Consider the following 15,823-nt stretch of genomic DNA (forward strand, 5'->3'; position numbering starts at 1 on the left):
TCCTACCATCATACTATCCCACAATCATCTTGCTTAATATTACCTCCGCTTCTTATTTTACTCAGATGTTTTTAATGAGACAGTTTTACGCTCTCATATTTTTAGTTCTTTTCATCTATACTAGGAGTTACGCATTGACAGAATAACAAAATAGTGAATTGATAAATATAGGTCGTCTACTTGCTAGGTATCAGACAATTAGAAAAATCACGAAACCATCCACAGCGCAATGCAATCTAGACCTATACACCTTATTTTTACTGTCAGAGCCAAAGTTTGGGGGGTGCAGTAGGTTAGCAGAGATATTAGGAGACGTTTCACATGATAGTGTGAATCGCTTTTTATTGAGAGAGCGATATGAACCGAAAGATTTATTCAACATTATAGAAAAAGTTATTAACTTGGTAGGAGGAATACTAAGTGTAGATGATACAGTGATAGAAAAGATTTACAGCGACCCCAAAAATGCTGAATTAATCGGTTATTTTTGGTCAGGTAAAGCCCATAAAACAATTATTGGCTTAAATTTAATCACTCTATATTACAGTGATATTCATGGTAATTCAGTGCCAATAAATTACAGAATATATGATAAAAAGGAGGGAAAAACAAAAAACGATTATTTTAGAGAAATGGTAAGTGAAATAATAAGCTGGGGAGTCAAACCCAGAATTGTAACAGGTGATAGTTGGTATTCAGGAGTAGAAAATTTGAAATTCCTAAAAAACCAGAAATTGGGTTTTCTCTTCGGAATTGAAAAAAATAGAACTGTTTCAAATGAGCCACACAAGTATTGTCAAGTAAGCACTCTGGCTATTCCCGAAGAAGGATTAAGGACTCATCTGAAAGAATTTGGATTTATAAAGTTGTTGAGGAAAGACTTTAAAAAAGAAGACTCTAGACACTATATTTTGTATCTTCCAGATGAGGAAAGAATCGAGGATATAACTAGAAATGAATTTATGACAATTCATGATACTCATTGGGGAATTGAAACCTTTCATCGAGCCATAAAACAAGTATGTGGAATTTGTCGGTTCATGGTTAGGGATACTCATGCAATTAAGACTCACATCTTTTGTTCACTTCAAGCTTTTGTTAAGTTGGAGTTTATGCGCTCTGAAAAAATAATTAGCAATTGGTATGAAATACAACGGAATCTGTTTACTTTAGTTGTACGTGAGCATATTTTTGCTAATCTTAATAGCGATCGCATGATCTAGATATCATAGATCATATTTTTTGTCAATGCGTAAGTCCTATATACTTTCTCTTCGTGGCAGAAAGTTCTCCTGGCATTATTAGCAATGCTTACCCATAGTAGCTCATTTATATTTATTGCTGTGGGAATGATTACTCTGCCCTTAAGTAATAATTATACCCAAGTAAAGTTTAAGTTAAAAGCAATCAGCGTATTAAAAAGATTTTTAAATAATTTAATACGCAACAATTTTTTCTTGTATGGAAGTTTGATATTTATGATAATCGGACTACCTGCTTTTTTCGTCTTGGTTGCAAATAGTAGTACTTTGCAAGCTATATTTCCAAATCTGGCTATTAGGGTAGAACGCTACGAAGGTTTATATAACTATTCACTAGGACTCAGTGAAGACCTATGGAAAGGAGTTATTTTTGATATATGTTTTTTACTCACATCACTTACAATGATCAAATTCAAAGATGAAGATGTTTATTGTTACTCATGGTCTATTACCTTTTTAGTAAACGTTATTGCCTTATTTGCGTTTTACTATTTTTTACCTGCTTTTGGAAGGTTGTTATTTTTCTTAAGCGGGTTATCTGGTTTCTTTTACACGATTATGTTTAATTCTACAAAACTAACTCATAAATTAAACCTTTTTTCGTCTATTATTTTCATGGCAATTATTACTAAGGTTTTATATTTTTCCTACCGTATGGTTAGAGGAGGAGGAGGTAGGATATGGAGTGATAATCCCCTTAACGCAAATATATTTGACTATATCGAACATTTGTATGCTATGTTTAATTGATTATTCGCTAATAATCAATCGCCAAAAATAACCATAAACTGTTTGCCAAGGTGGGAAATCTCCCGGCAATCCTCGCCATGTACATCCCTGGCATAATACATACAAAATGGCATTGACAACCGCTGTTCCCTTCACGGTTGAGACCTATTGAATCCCATGTCTATGTTCCATTCGCTTCGATTATCAGGAATTACCCATATTTATTGATATGGGCAATGTTGGGAGTAAGAAAAAACAATCAAACAGGTATGAATCCGAAAGCTATAGCTAGAGCAAATCAGACTTATTTGAACACATGCAATAATTATCTATCGGGGATATAAATATTAAATTACTTCCAAAAAAATGGATTTGAAAATGTTTGTTATGTGGAAGATTTGTTTTTGAAAAACAGTCCAAACAAAAGAGGTCGTCTATTTTATAAGTTGGGATTAAAGTTGCCAATTATGTTTGGCATTTATAGGTTATTTTGGGCAAGAATCTTGATTGCCTACTAACCCTATATATTTAAGATACTTAAATACACTTAACCAGATGAACTCAAGTAAAAAAATCACTCTGTTTTTACCATCCCTTGGTGGTGGCGGAGCACAAAAAATTATGGTATATCTTGCCAATGGTTTTGCACATCGCGGGTTTGCTGTGGATTTAGTTCTAGTTAAAGCCGAGGGTCCCTATTTACCCCTAGTGAGTGATCAAGTGCGAGTCATAGATTTAAACTGTCCTCGCGTCCTAGCTAGTTTACCCAGTTTAATTCGCTACTTAAAGACGGAAAAACCCCATGCCATTCTCTCCACCTTAGACCATGCCAATGTCATCGCAATTATTGGTCGTGCTTTGACCAGAGGATCACAGAAAATTGCGGTTAGAGTAGCCAACAATATTAGCACCAGTAAACAGCACAGCAAGAGTATTCGGTCTCGTGTAACAGCAGGGTTAGTCAAGTATACCTATAATAATTGGGTTGACCAGGTAATCGCAGTCTCTCAGGGAGTTGCTGATGACTTAGTTAAATCGCACAATATCCCCCACAATCAAGTCACGACAATTTATAACCCAGCTATAACGCCTGAACTTTTGGATAAAATCCAAGAACCTTTCAACCATCCTTGGTTTGCACCAGAGAAACCCCCTGTAATTCTGGGTGTAGGTAGACTTACAGCACAAAAAGATTTCACCACATTGATTCGTGCCTTCGCTCACTTAAATCAGCACCATTCAGCCCGACTGATGATTTTAGGAGAGGGAGAAGACAGAGCAAAACTTGAGTCTTTAGTAAAAAGTCTGGGTTTGGAGGAACAAGTCAGTTTACCGGGATTTGTCGATAACCCCTTCCCTTACATGAAACAAGCCTCCGTGTTTGTTCTTTCCTCCTGTTTTGAAGGTATGCCTAATGCTTTATTACAGGCTATGGCCTGTGGTACACCAGTAGTAGCCACCGACTGTCCCAGTGGACCGAGGGAAATCCTAGAAGATGGTAAATGGGGAAAACTGGTTCCTGTGGGGGATGTGGAGGCTATGGCTGAGGCAATTATGGCTAGTCTTCAGGGAGAAACTCAACGCCCTTCCAGGGAAATCTTGGAAAGTCGCTTTGGGCTAGATACTATTATTGATCAGTATTTATCCATACTACTCTGAAATTTTTCTTGACCCTGTGATTAAACTTACTCTCATCATTACCGGACTCAACACTGGTGGTGCAGAAATGATGCTGCTCAAACTTCTAGAGCGGTTATCACCAGAATTTACCCCTCAAGTCATATCCCTAACTGATATTGGTGCGATCGGTAAACGCATTCAAGCCTTGGGTATTCCCGTCACAGCCTTGGGGATGAGTCGCACAATTCCCAATCCCTTGGCTTTACTCAAGCTAGTCAAGTTATTAAAACGCACTCAACCTGATATAGTTCATACCTGGATGTATCATGCTGACTTACTGGGGGGATTGGCTGCTCCTATGGCTGGAGTGTCAAAGGTAATTTGGAATATTCGCCATAGTGATCTATCCAAAGAAAAGAATAAAGCCACTACTCGCTTGGTTGCAGGATTATGTGCGCGACTATCCCCAATTATTCCCCATCGCATTCAGTGCTGTTCTGTTGTCGCCAAGGATATTCATACATCACTTGGTTATGCTCCAGATAAATTCATAGTCACACCCAATGGCTTTGACCTAGAACGATTTCAGCCCAACCCAAACTTTCGTGAATCTGTACGACAAGAGTTAGGAATTGCAGCCGATACACCCCTAGTCGGTGTGATTGCTCGCTTTAACCCCCAGAAGAATCATACAGGCTTTTTTGCAGCTGCTGGCTATCTGCATCAAAAAAGACCAGATGTGCATTTCTTACTAGCTGGAAGTGGTATTGATACCGATAATTCTGTACTGATGCAAGCCATAGATAAGGCTCAAGTCAGCCACGTTACCCATTTGTTAGGTCTGCGTCAGGACATCCCCCAGCTCATGGCTTCCCTGGATGTTTTAGTTTCTCCTTCTTCCTATGGCGAAGGCTTTCCCAATGTTTTGGGTGAAGCAATGGGGTGTGGTGTTCCTTGTGTGGTTAGCGATGTGGGGGACTCAGCCTATATTGTTGGGGACACAGGTAAAGTTGTTGATCCCGATGACATGATCGGTTTAGCTGAGGCTGTTGAATCCTTACTCAGTCTCCCAAGTTCCCAGCGTCTCACCCTGGGGGAACAAGCTCGCCATCGGATTCAGGAAAACTTTGAAATTAATCATGTAGTTAATCTTTATGAGTCACTGTACCAAGAAGTTTACACAGTAAAATTTAATAGCCAACATAAATACTAATTGCCGTGAGTATGATAAATGTATCACAAGATAATACTAAAAGACTTCAAGTTAGTTTGTCTGGCCTATTGAGGGAAGTCTTAATAGTTATAATTGCATTCACCTATGCTTATATTCTCATGAGCCTTCCCCTGTTTGAATTCAAAGATAGACAAAATTTCTTAGTTTATGCACAATCTTCGGAGATAATACTAGAGAGGAATCAAGCTAGAGGGATTTTGCCTTTGATATTTAATGAGCCTATTTGGCTCTTAATTAACATTTGGTTAAGAAATATATTAGAGCCGGAAAACGTCATGAAAACTATTATTTTTATGGGAAGTTTTCTGAGTTCTTACAGCTTTATAAAGTTAAGTAATAGTAAGATTCGTAATATTATTCTCATGGTTATCTTACTACTGTTACCCGTAATTTTAAAAAATTACATCACCCACCTGCGTCAGGGTTTAGGTATAGGATTATTTATGTTGGGAATGTTATTTTCAGACTGGCGTCGCATAGCTCTTGTGGGAGTAACACCTTTTATTCATAGTTCGTTTTTTTTTGTAATTTTCCTGACACAGATAGATAGAACCATTTCATGGTTTACTACTTTTAAGACAAAAATTAGAATCGCTATAGTTTTCACTATAGGCATTATCTTGAGCTTAAATTTAGGACGGATATCAGCTTTCTTAGGCGATAGACGTGCAGATCAATATGATTTTACAACAGCTGATGTGTCTGGACTGGGCTGGTTATTTTGGTTCATTGTACTTATTGTCATGGTATCGGCTGGGAAACGCTATTTGAAGCAATATTCAATTTCTGCCTACTGCATAACTTTCTATCTAGCTACATATCCTTTTGTTGAAGTGACAGCTAGAATTTTTGAGAGTTCTATTCTGATTGTAATTCTAGATTTACTCAATCTCAAAGGCTGGAGAAAATACACATTCTTATTTATAATATTTGTATATGGTTTATTACTGTGGTATCGGCGATTGCAATCGCCTCAACCTTTTTAGTATTGTTATTTACCCCACAAAAGCAAAATCGGATTATAAAATTCGATTTAACCTGTCAATTATAGTTGAATCCACATAGCAAAAGCGATAGCGCCCATCACTGCTGTAAGTTGGCAGCCTGTCCACAGTTGACATTTTTAACCATCTAGCATAGATAGCAACGGCTTTTATTCCTAGGGCAATATAATGGAGGCGATCGCTCCTTTTTCTGGGAATCAATTCTCAAGTGCTAAAATCTGACTAGAAGAAAAGCTAAGTTAAATCATCCTGAGCTATGGAAGAACTCCTAGAATTAAAAGGTTTGTTGCTTCAAGGTGATATTTCCGGAGCATTAGCCATTGTTGAAGACTTAGAAGAAATGAGTCGGGATGACAAAATCAACAATATTCGTAGTTACACAGTTATACTGCTACTGCACTTAATTAAGCGACAGGCAGAAAAGCGTACCACGCGATCCTGGGATGTTTCTATTCGCAATAATGTCAGAGAAATTAGGGAGAAAAATAAGCGGCGCAAAGCTGGGGGATATTATCTAAATACGGAAGATTTACTTCAAATCCTAGAGGTTGCTTATCCCATGGCTATTGATCAAGCCTCTCTGGAAGTAGAAGGGGGACGTTACGAAACGGAGGAATTAGAAACCTTGGTAAATCAACAGGAAATTATCAATCAAGCCCTGGCTTTGATTGAACCCACAGCCAACAGCAACACCTGAATAGTTTTGATCATGGTGTGCCTCAGTGTCACTCCATATATGGAGATTCTTTCAGTTTGGAGAACGGTGAGCGCCTAGCAGGGCAAATGCCACCAGCCCAATCCCAGAGAATTAAAAATAAAAATTTTTTTAAAATTTTAAATTTATCCTTGTAAAACCTCAGCAGCGGTCAACTTGACATCAGAAAACAAAGGGGACACAATTATTTGATCTCCCACGTATACCTCCTGCTCATAAAAACCGTCCACCCATTCCAAAACCGTCACCTTTTGACTAATAGGATCAACAATCCAATACTCAGCAATTCCCCGCGCTGCATACTCAGAACGTTTATAACGATAATCCCGACTTTCCTGATTGGGACTGACTATCTCAACCACCAACAATGGCGGCGGCATATCCATTAAAATTAGAGAACGACTAGCTCCCTCCATGATCTTCGCCAAGTCCTCGGAAAATACCACTAAGTCAGGAACACGCACCCCCACCCGTCCACTGTTCACAGCAATTTCCGTTTTCATTCTTAACCGATAATAGGGAATACCTAACTTGAGAAAACAGGCTACTAAAAACATTGCTATGCGAGAATTTAGTTCACTTTCGGCAGGCATGGGTATTAATTGTCCATTCTCCAATTCATATAAAGTATCTGTACCGTCGTCAAACTGAACAAACTCTTCAAAGCTGATCTTTTGATTACTTGCAACTATCATTGCTATTTATTCCACAGATTGCTTTTATTAGCTATTTTAACAGTCATACCAACACAGCAATGAAAGTTTTGACCATTGTGGGAGTGTCAACACAATTTCTCTAAATAGAAACTGCTGTAAATCCAGTACCAGTAGTTAAGAATAATACTTCCACACATTCCTAAAGGGTGAAAATGTTAAAATATGACCACAGATGAGCTAGATAACCCTAACCTATGGAAGAACTCTTAGAATTAAAAGGTTTGTTGCTTCAAGGTGACATTTCTGGGGCGCTAGCCATTGTGGAAGACCTGGAAGAAATGAGCAGAGACGACAAAATCAATAATATTTGTAGTTATGCCAAAATTCTGCTCCTGCATCTGATTAAACAACAAGCTGAAAATCGCACAACACGCTCTTGGGATGTTTCAATTCGTAATTCTGCTCTGGAGATTCAAAGGAAAAATAAACGACGCAAAGCAGGAGGGTATTATCTCCAACCCACAGAACTGCGCCTCTGTCTAGAAGATAGCTATGAACAAGCACTAAATGCTGCATCCTTGGAAGTAGCAGAGGGGATTTACGATATAGAAAGTTTAGAGAAAATGGTCGATCGCCAGGAGATTATTGATCTGGGATTATCTCTGATTTTAGCTGCAAAGTAATGGTGATTGTGAAACGGTTACAATTGTAACCTAATCGAACTAATGTATAAATAACTATACTGAGTGTGACAATTTATTATTACAATGAAAGGCGATCGCACAAGTACGTTACTAAGAAATGTCAGAGAGCGATCGCTTGCAATTAATACTCCCCCCACCCCATAGAGTGATCAATCTATCACTTATTTTGCACTTATTGTGGTAGAATTTTTACCTAGATTTATCAAAACTTTTTATCTTCTATGAAATCAAGTAATCATCGCATTGCCGTGCTCGGTTTAGGCTATGTTGGCTTACCCGTGGCTTTAGCCCTAGCAGAAAAATTCCCAGATGTAGTGGGCTTTGATATCAACCGCGATCGCAGAACACACAAAAAATAATAAAATCAAGTCCCCTCCCCTTACAAGGGGAGGGTTAGGGTGGGGTGAAACAATCTTTGATACACTAATCATAACTTACTAAACATCCTCTTAAAATAGGAATAGCTGAAGCCAACCGCAGGATAAGGAAGCTGGTAGAATGGAAACCAAATTACCACAGGTGTCTCCCACCTTATATGACACTGATTACCATCTCTGGGTACTGGAAACTGTGCAACAACTGGAGAATCGTGACTTTAACTCCGTTGACTGGAGTAACTTAATTGATGAGGTGTGGGATTTGAGTAGACGGGAGAAAAGACGCATGGAAAGTTTACTCACCCTGTTAATAGAGCACCTGCTAAAAAGCACTTACTGGGAGTCGGAAAAACCGAGAAATTTAGCACACTGGCAAGCCGAAATCACTAACTTTCGTAAACAGATCAAAAGAGAATTAAAAGCGAGTCCCAGCCTCAATACCTATCTAAAAGAGATATTTATAGAATGTTATCAAGACGCAAGGGAAATTGCTTCCATGCGATCGCAATTACCCCTAAGTACTTTCCCAGTCGAACCTATTACTAACCTGGAGACAATTTTAAATGAGTAGTAGCCTAGTTGACAATTAAATAAACAAACCTATACACTTATCTACAAACCTATAAGTGTATTTATGTTTAAACCTCATGAGTTTGCAAAGAAAATTGGGGTGTCAGTCAAGACATTACACAGTGTTGAGGTCGAGCAATGCTTTTATCCATCAAAACAAAGTTGAAACTGAGTAAAACCCAAGAAATAATAATGAATAAACACGCAGGTATTGCGCGGTTTACTTACAACTGGGGTTTAGCGACTTGGAATAATCTTTATAAAGATGGATTAAAGCCCAACAAATATATTCTGAAGAAATTCTTTAATAATCATGTTAAACCTGAGTTTGAGTGGATTAGAGAAAAGGGTATTTGTCAGAAAATAACTCAATATACTTTCGACCATTTAGGCGATTCTTTTTCTAGATTCTTTAGCGGTAAAGGTGGATATCCTAAGTTTAAAAAGAAAGGACATAGAGACTCCTTTACCATTGATGCTGGAGGTAAGCCAATTCCAGTAGGCGGCAAATCAATAAAGCTACCGACGATTGGATGGATAAAAACTTATGAAGGTTTGCCACACACAACCTGTAAATCAATCACAATATCAAAGACTGCTAATAGCTGGTTCATTGCTTTTGCTTACGAGCAAGAACACAAAGCAATAGATAAGCAGCACGAGATTGTAGGGGTGGATTTAGGGGTCAAGGAACTAGCTACACTTTCTACTGGGGTAGTGTTTCCTAATCCTAAGCATTACAAAGCTAATTTAGAGAAGCTAAAAAGACTATCTAAAAAGTTTGCTCGCAAAAACAAAGGTTCAAATAACCGATACAAAGCTAAAATTAAACTGGCTAAACATCACGCTAGAGTAGCTAATCTTAGAAAAAATACTCTTCACCAAATCACTACTTTCTTATGCAAAAACCACGCAAAAATAGTAGTAGAAGATTTAAACGTTTCTGGGATGATTTCAAATCACAAATTAGCCCAAGTAATAGCTGATTGTGGTTTTTATGAACTTAAGCGCCAGTTAGAATACAAAGCAAGAAAGTTTGGTTGCAAAATTCTAATTGCTGACAGATTTTATCCATCAAGTAAGACCTGTTCAAATTGTGGGCATATCCAAGATATGCCACTAAAAGAAAGAATTTACAACTGTGGAAGTTGTGGTCATTCGGTGGATAGAGATTTAAACGCAGCAATCAACTTATCGAGGTTGGCTAAACCTTGAAAGCTTACTGAGGGATAACCGCTCCCATGCTCCCATCGAAGTAAGAAATAAATGTCTAGACTTGTCTAGGATTTATATAGCAGAATTGGTTTCCTTAGAGGATGTTTGGAAAGTCATGATTAGTGTATCAAAGATTGTTTCACCCCACCCTCACCCCTCACAGGGGTAGATTTTTAATATGATCTGTGAAGCCAAGACCACCGAAGACAAGGAAGGAAAGTGGACAAGGAAGATTTTATACGGACAATGGTTTTTTGCCGGACTATTTTTGTGACTAAAGAATACAGACTTTGTACTGTTTTCCTCCCTTCTCACCTTGTCCACCTTGTCTTGCCCTCACGACAATGTAAAATACCTACCCTTGTAAGCTTGTAAGGGGAGGGGACTGGATTTGATTATTTTTTGTGTGTTGGATGTGTTCCCTGTTCCCTGTTCCCTGTTCCCTAAGATAAAAATCACCTTATAAAACTTATCAAACATCCTCTTAGGCATCACGATAAAACACCCTAATGTCTAGAATAGGATAAATTTATTTCCTTAATCTGTAATATTGACCGGGAAGTTAAAAAAATGAAAATCTTAGTTACAGGTGCTGCAGGCTTTATTGGCTTCCACCTGAGCGACCGACTATTAAACCGCGGTGATGAAGTTATAGGACTCGATAACCTGAATAACTACTATGACGTTTTCCTTAAACAAGCTCGCCTGGCTCAACTGCAATCACAGCAGCTATTCACCTTTACTCAACTAGACTTAGGGGATCAAGAGGGAATCAACAACCTATTTACAACACATCAATTTGATGTAGTTGTCAACCTTGCAGCCCAAGCTGGGGTGAGGTATTCTCTCCAAAATCCCCACGCCTATATTAACAGTAATATTCTGGGATTCACCAACATCTTAGAAGGTTGTCGTCACTCCCAAGTCAAACATTTAGTATTTGCCTCCTCCAGTTCTGTCTATGGAGCCAACACTAAAACCCCTTTTTCCATCCATGACAACGTAGACCACCCCATTAGTTTATATGCTGCCAGTAAAAAAGCCAACGAGCTAATGGCACATACTTACAGCCACCTCTACGGCTTACCCACCACCGGACTGCGCTTTTTTACCGTTTATGGTCCTTGGGGAAGACCAGACATGGCGTACTTTTTATTTACCAAAGCCATTTTATCAGGTAACCCCATTGATGTATTCAACTATGGTAAAATGAAACGTGATTTTACTTACATTGATGATATTATCGAAGGGGTGGTAAGAGTTACCGATAATATCCCCCAAGGTAATCCTCATTGGTCAGGGGATAAACCTGACCCAGGGACTAGTAAAGCACCCTATAAAATCTATAACATTGGTAATAACAATCCTGTGGAGTTGTTACATTTCATTGAGGTGATAGAAGACTGCTTGGGGATGAAGGCGCAAAAGAATATGTTGCCTCTGCAACCCGGAGATGTAACCATGACCTATGCTGATGTGGATGATTTAATTGCAGATGTGGGCTTTAAACCCGCCACTCCCATTGATGTCGGTGTCGGGCGTTTTATCGATTGGTATAGAGATTATTACCAGGTATAAATTAAATATAAGTTTGAAAACACCCTCTAAGTTAATAGGTCAAGGACAAAGATCCCCGACTTCTGAACACAATCTTGTTATCTGATTACAAGTACTGATAGAAGTCGGGGATCTAAACTCGAGAACTTTAGAAATTTATCAGATGAAGAACTTTGTATATCTGGCTTTTCAGTGCTTCTAAGACCTAACTGAATACTACTTACCAACCTTAATAATGAGAATCTTATATATAATCACCCGCGCAGATACAGTTGGGGGTGTACAAGTTCATGTGCGTGACTTGAGTATGGCTTTACAAGCTGATGGACATCAAGTACTAGTTATTACTGGAATGCCGGGACTTTACACGGAAGACCTATACACCAACAATATAGACTTTCGTGCTTGTACAACTTTTCACAAACAGATTAAGCCCTTTCAAGACTGGCAGACCCTGCGGTTTTTCCTCCAAACTATTAAACAATTCCGCCCCGATATTATTAGCACCCATTCCAGTAAAGCAGGAATTTTGGGGCGTTTAGCAGGGAAAATCACCAAAACTCCTTGCTTGTTCACAGCCCACGGTTGGGCTTTTACTGAAGGTGTTCCTCAACCTACCCGCAAAATTTATCAAATCATTGAGCGATTAGCAGAACCATTGGCCAATCAAATTATCTGTGTGTCTGACCACGACCGATATATCGGGTTAAAAACTGGTATGAACCCAAAGCGACTTAAAACCATTCACAATGGTATGCCAGATATTTCCCCATCCCTGAGGGCGAACCCCGCAGATAGTGAGCCAGTCAAAATTGTCATGGTAGCCCGGTTTGATAAACAAAAAGATCACTACACCTTGCTCCAAGCCTTTCAAAGAGTATCCGGTGCTCAACTCAACTTGGTGGGAGATGGCCTTGGACTAGATAATATCAAAAACCTCGCTATTAAATTAGGTCTTTCCCAAACAGTAAACTTTCTGGGCTTCCGCCAAGACATCCCTCAAGTCTTAGCTCAAGCCCAAATATTTGCCCTAATCTCCCATTGGGAAGGCTTTCCCCTAACTATTATTGAAGCCATGCGAGCGGGACTACCAGTGATTGCTTCTGATGTTGGTGGAGCAGCAGAAGCTATTGATGAAGGGGTTTCTGGTTTCACCATCCCTCGCGGTGATGTGCAAACCTTGGAAAACCGACTCAAGCAATTAATCAAAAATGCGGAATTACGTTACAAAATGGGAAACGCAGCCCGACAAAGATATGAACAAGAATTTACCTTTGATCATATGTTTACTGAAACTTACCAGACCTATGAAAACATATTACTCAAATCTAAATCTCAGGGATAAATAACTTATATTATGAAAACATTATTAACAGGAGCCACAGGACTCACCGGTGGACTACTCCTACAAAAAATTGCCACTCTTCATGCTGGATTGGAAATCAGTTGCTTAGTCCGTCCTAGCAGTAACTGCGATTTCATAAACTCCCTAAATCTCAAACTTACCTATTACCAAGGCGACAGCGCTAACCCCAATACATGGGACACAGTTCTATCCCAAGCAACTTTTACAACTATCATTCATTTAGTCCAACTGCGTCAGATTCCTACCCTCCTCGATAGCTTGAATAAATTCCAGCAAACTCCGCGATTAATTATCATTGGTACCACAGGGGTTTACTCTCAATACAACCAATATTCAGCCGAGTATAAAGAAGCAGAAAAAGTTCTATCCCAGTATGGTGGGTCCTATTCCTTGCTACGCCCAACCATGATTTATGGTTCTCCCAAAGACAAAAACCTACACAAGCTGATCAAGTTTTGCCATCGGTATCAATTCTTTCCTGTCTTCGGTAAGGGTAATAATCTCCTACAACCAGTCCATACTGAGGACTTAGCCCAAGCTCTCCTCGATGTTTGGCAATCTCCTCATATCCAGGGAGCCTACGACCTTTCTGGGGAAACCATTATCACCTTTCGAGACCTGCTCAAACTCCTAAGCCAACTCATGGGTAAACCTGTATATCAGCTTTCTCTACCCCTTACCATGGGTATTATTTTAGCTACTCTCCTGGAGAAAACCCTGGGTAGACGTTCCCCAGTGAGACGGGAACAAATTCTGCGACTCCAAGAAGATAAAACCTATTCTTACGCAGCAGCTACACGAGACTTTGGTTTTACGCCCCGCTCATTAGAAACAGGTCTGAGAGAAGAAATCGCCCTGATGCGGGCACAAAGGATTATTTAAAATGATTACCTGGTATTTGGAAAATTGGAATTTACAGCATCCCTCCTAGGCAAAAAAGCTGTAGCCCAACGCCTCTGTAAAAGATACCCGACTTCTATCAGTACTTGTGAGCAGATGAGAAGATTATCAGCAGAAGTCGGGGATCTGAGTAGTGGCTATTACAGATTATAGTAGCAAATATTAATCATTAATTTTATACAAAGAGTTATAAATTACACTCCATGCATCTACTTGCTTTAACTTAGACATCTAAAATCTAATACCAATTTCATACCAAGTGATTTACTTCATATTCATTCCCCTGAGTTTCCTGCTTAGTTGTCTGTTGGTCTATCTGATCAAAAATCAACTTAGCGCCCATCTCATAGATATTCCCAATGAGCGCAGTTCCCACACTCAACCCACCCCCAGAGGGGGAGGACTGGGTTTTGTAGCCTCCTTTTTCATTGTCAGTTGGTGCTTTTCCTGGCTATCCACCCCCAATACCGTCAGTACAGACCAGATCAATGTCAGCCACATCTGGTTAGTACTCCTACCTCTGACAGTGGTTGGCTTGCTGGATGACCGTTGGCAAATTCCAGCTAGACTGAGATACTTAGTGCAGATAGTTGCAACCAGTATTGCCATATCTTTCTTTGGGATCTTTCCCCAACCCTGGTTAACTAACCTCGGTGCGGTTGGTATTACAGTCGCTATCCTCCTCACCCTCCTGGGTATGACCGCCCTGATTAACTTCTACAACTTCATGGATGGTTTAGATGGTTTAGTAGGGGGGATAACCATGATTCAACTGAGTTTGATAGCAATGATGGGAAATCAACCTCTATGGGTGCTGCTAATCGCTGCTCTAGCGGGATTTCTGTACTGGAACTGGTCACCCGCCAAGATATTTATGGGAGATGTGGGTAGTACTGTCTTAGGGGCTACAGTAGCCATAGCCCTATTGAATTATTCCCATGATGGCTCTGCTGTGCAAGCATGGTCGGCCTTAACCATCACCCTACCCATCGCTGGAGACGCTATTTATACCTTAATTTGCCGGTTAAAGCGCAGGGAAAACATTTTTAAAGCCCATCGCACTCACTTATATCAACGGTTACACCAATCCGGATGGAATCACTCCCAGGTAGCCATTAGCTATATGATATTTACCAGTGCCATAGCCCTGAACATTTATCTGTTGGGTAGCGTTGGAGCCTGGATAAACTTACTCATAACAATAGCCGCGATCGCCTTTCTGGAAATGTATTTAAAGCAACTTACTACATATTCCCGTGAGAAAGTATTGACAAAAGACGTAAAAGATGATGTGTGATGCAAGTAAATAACTCCGTGACCAACTCAGCTTCTGTACCTGTGCGCCTTTAACACTACCCTGGGGGCGATCGCGGCTCTGAAAAAAGATGAAAACAGATAAGCTATTTTACCGTATATTCCTAACTCAACCAGGTATCCTTGCTGAACTTATACCGGGAATCCCGCCAGACTGTGAGTTTGAATACTGCGCCCCAGTGATTAAAGAACAGGAATTTCGCCACGATGGGGTATTAACTCCCATAGGGGACGACCTCAACCTACCCATAGTATTTCTGGAAGCCCAAGGGGGCAGGGGGCAGGGAGCAGGGGGCAGGGGGCAGGGCGTAGCCTTGAAACGGTTGAATTTCAATGGTTTTATCTTCTGTTTGTGTCCTAACCACCTTGGCGGTTGCTATACCTTATGGAGATTTAGAGAAAAAAGTACAGAGACTTTACCTGAAAGACTTGCTATCAGAAACAGACCTAAGTCCTAACCTGGGAATATTGCAGTTAATCGTTCTCCCTCAAAACCGGGTAGGTGAAGCAGCCCAAAAACTACTGCAAAATGTAGAGAACAAAACACAATTCACACAAAGACCAATAATACAACGGCGAGCTAGCCCCTAAATTCTATTT

General features: G+C 39.8%; 16 protein-coding genes and 2 pseudogenes. 16 read left to right on the top strand and 2 right to left on the bottom strand.

The annotated features are described in order from the left end of the window. The first annotated feature begins 197 nt into the window (after positions 1 to 197). A complete protein-coding gene (locus IM676_RS12595) occupies positions 198 to 1,223 on the top strand; it encodes an IS701 family transposase (protein ID WP_200990024.1) in 1,026 nt (341 codons plus the stop codon). Between the two features lie 84 nt (positions 1,224 to 1,307). Continuing rightward, positions 1,308 to 2,012, top strand: a complete 705-nt coding sequence (locus IM676_RS12600) for a hypothetical protein (RefSeq protein ID WP_200987224.1) — start codon at positions 1,308 to 1,310, stop codon at positions 2,010 to 2,012. Positions 2,013 to 2,030: 18 nt separating this feature from the next. On the opposite strand, the pseudogene IM676_RS12605 reads toward IM676_RS12600, so the two are convergent. Then, positions 2,031 to 2,132: pseudogene (locus IM676_RS12605) on the bottom strand (transposase); the annotation flags it as partial. Between the two features lie 414 nt (positions 2,133 to 2,546). Between IM676_RS12605 and IM676_RS12610 the strand changes: the two are divergent. The 4 genes from IM676_RS12610 (at position 2,547) to IM676_RS12625 (ending at position 6,546) form a co-directional block, all read left to right on the top strand. Continuing rightward, positions 2,547 to 3,650 (top strand): glycosyltransferase, encoded by a 1,104-nt coding sequence (locus tag IM676_RS12610; RefSeq protein WP_200987225.1) that lies wholly within the window; start codon positions 2,547 to 2,549, stop codon positions 3,648 to 3,650. Between the two features lie 16 nt (positions 3,651 to 3,666). After that, the gene (locus IM676_RS12615; RefSeq protein ID WP_200987226.1) at positions 3,667 to 4,824 is read left to right on the top strand and encodes a glycosyltransferase family 4 protein; all 1,158 of its coding nucleotides are present in this window, start codon (positions 3,667 to 3,669) and stop codon (positions 4,822 to 4,824) included. A gap of 11 nt (positions 4,825 to 4,835) precedes the next feature. Next, positions 4,836 to 5,831: a hypothetical protein gene (locus tag IM676_RS12620; protein ID WP_225880352.1), complete on the top strand. Its 996-nt coding sequence runs from the start codon at positions 4,836 to 4,838 to the stop codon at positions 5,829 to 5,831. A gap of 274 nt (positions 5,832 to 6,105) precedes the next feature. Further along, positions 6,106 to 6,546: a DUF29 family protein gene (locus IM676_RS12625; RefSeq protein WP_200987228.1), complete on the top strand. Its 441-nt coding sequence runs from the start codon at positions 6,106 to 6,108 to the stop codon at positions 6,544 to 6,546. A 143-nt stretch (positions 6,547 to 6,689) separates the two neighbouring features. Here IM676_RS12625 and IM676_RS12630 read toward each other — a convergent pair whose 3' ends face one another. Then, positions 6,690 to 7,259 (bottom strand): Uma2 family endonuclease, encoded by a 570-nt coding sequence (locus tag IM676_RS12630; protein WP_200987229.1) that lies wholly within the window; start codon positions 7,257 to 7,259, stop codon positions 6,690 to 6,692. 215 nt (positions 7,260 to 7,474) lie between these two features. Between IM676_RS12630 and IM676_RS12635 the strand changes: the two genes are divergently transcribed. The 10 genes and pseudogenes from IM676_RS12635 (at position 7,475) to IM676_RS19850 (ending at position 15,814) form a co-directional block, all read left to right on the top strand. Then, entirely contained in the window at positions 7,475 to 7,903 is a 429-nt protein-coding gene (locus IM676_RS12635) for a DUF29 family protein (RefSeq protein WP_200987230.1), read from the top strand. 242 nt (positions 7,904 to 8,145) lie between these two features. Then, the gene (locus IM676_RS12640; RefSeq protein ID WP_225880353.1) at positions 8,146 to 8,283 is read left to right on the top strand and encodes a hypothetical protein; all 138 of its coding nucleotides are present in this window, start codon (positions 8,146 to 8,148) and stop codon (positions 8,281 to 8,283) included. Positions 8,284 to 8,422: 139 nt separating this feature from the next. Further along, entirely contained in the window at positions 8,423 to 8,872 is a 450-nt protein-coding gene (locus IM676_RS12645) for a DUF29 domain-containing protein (RefSeq protein WP_200987231.1), read from the top strand. Positions 8,873 to 9,009: 137 nt separating this feature from the next. After that, positions 9,010 to 10,086 carry an RNA-guided endonuclease InsQ/TnpB family protein gene (locus tag IM676_RS12650; RefSeq protein WP_200987232.1) on the top strand — a complete coding sequence of 359 codons (1,077 nt, stop codon included), beginning with the start codon at positions 9,010 to 9,012 and terminating at the stop codon, positions 10,084 to 10,086. Positions 10,087 to 10,656: 570 nt separating this feature from the next. Beyond that, positions 10,657 to 11,664, top strand: a complete 1,008-nt coding sequence (locus IM676_RS12655; protein WP_200987233.1) for an NAD-dependent epimerase — start codon at positions 10,657 to 10,659, stop codon at positions 11,662 to 11,664. Positions 11,665 to 11,878: 214 nt separating this feature from the next. Then, positions 11,879 to 12,988, top strand: coding sequence for a glycosyltransferase family 4 protein (locus IM676_RS12660; RefSeq protein WP_200987234.1), 1,110 nt, complete (start codon positions 11,879 to 11,881; stop codon positions 12,986 to 12,988). Positions 12,989 to 13,000: 12 nt separating this feature from the next. Next, positions 13,001 to 13,891 carry an NAD-dependent epimerase/dehydratase family protein gene (locus IM676_RS12665; protein ID WP_200987235.1) on the top strand — a complete coding sequence of 297 codons (891 nt, stop codon included), beginning with the start codon at positions 13,001 to 13,003 and terminating at the stop codon, positions 13,889 to 13,891. 325 nt (positions 13,892 to 14,216) lie between these two features. Continuing rightward, complete coding sequence (locus IM676_RS12670) at positions 14,217 to 15,206, top strand: MraY family glycosyltransferase (RefSeq protein WP_200987236.1); 990 nt, start codon at positions 14,217 to 14,219, stop codon at positions 15,204 to 15,206. Between the two features lie 88 nt (positions 15,207 to 15,294). Then, positions 15,295 to 15,435 (top strand): annotated as a pseudogene (locus IM676_RS19845) (DUF2887 domain-containing protein); the annotation flags it as partial. Positions 15,436 to 15,556: 121 nt separating this feature from the next. Continuing rightward, positions 15,557 to 15,814 carry an Rpn family recombination-promoting nuclease/putative transposase gene (locus tag IM676_RS19850; protein WP_225880354.1) on the top strand — a complete coding sequence of 86 codons (258 nt, stop codon included), beginning with the start codon at positions 15,557 to 15,559 and terminating at the stop codon, positions 15,812 to 15,814. Positions 15,815 to 15,823 lie beyond the last annotated feature (9 nt).

Origin of the sequence: Anabaenopsis elenkinii CCIBt3563, assembly GCF_015245355.1 — a bacterium.
In the GTDB taxonomy this organism is placed as follows: domain Bacteria; phylum Cyanobacteriota; class Cyanobacteriia; order Cyanobacteriales; family Nostocaceae; genus Anabaenopsis; species Anabaenopsis elenkinii.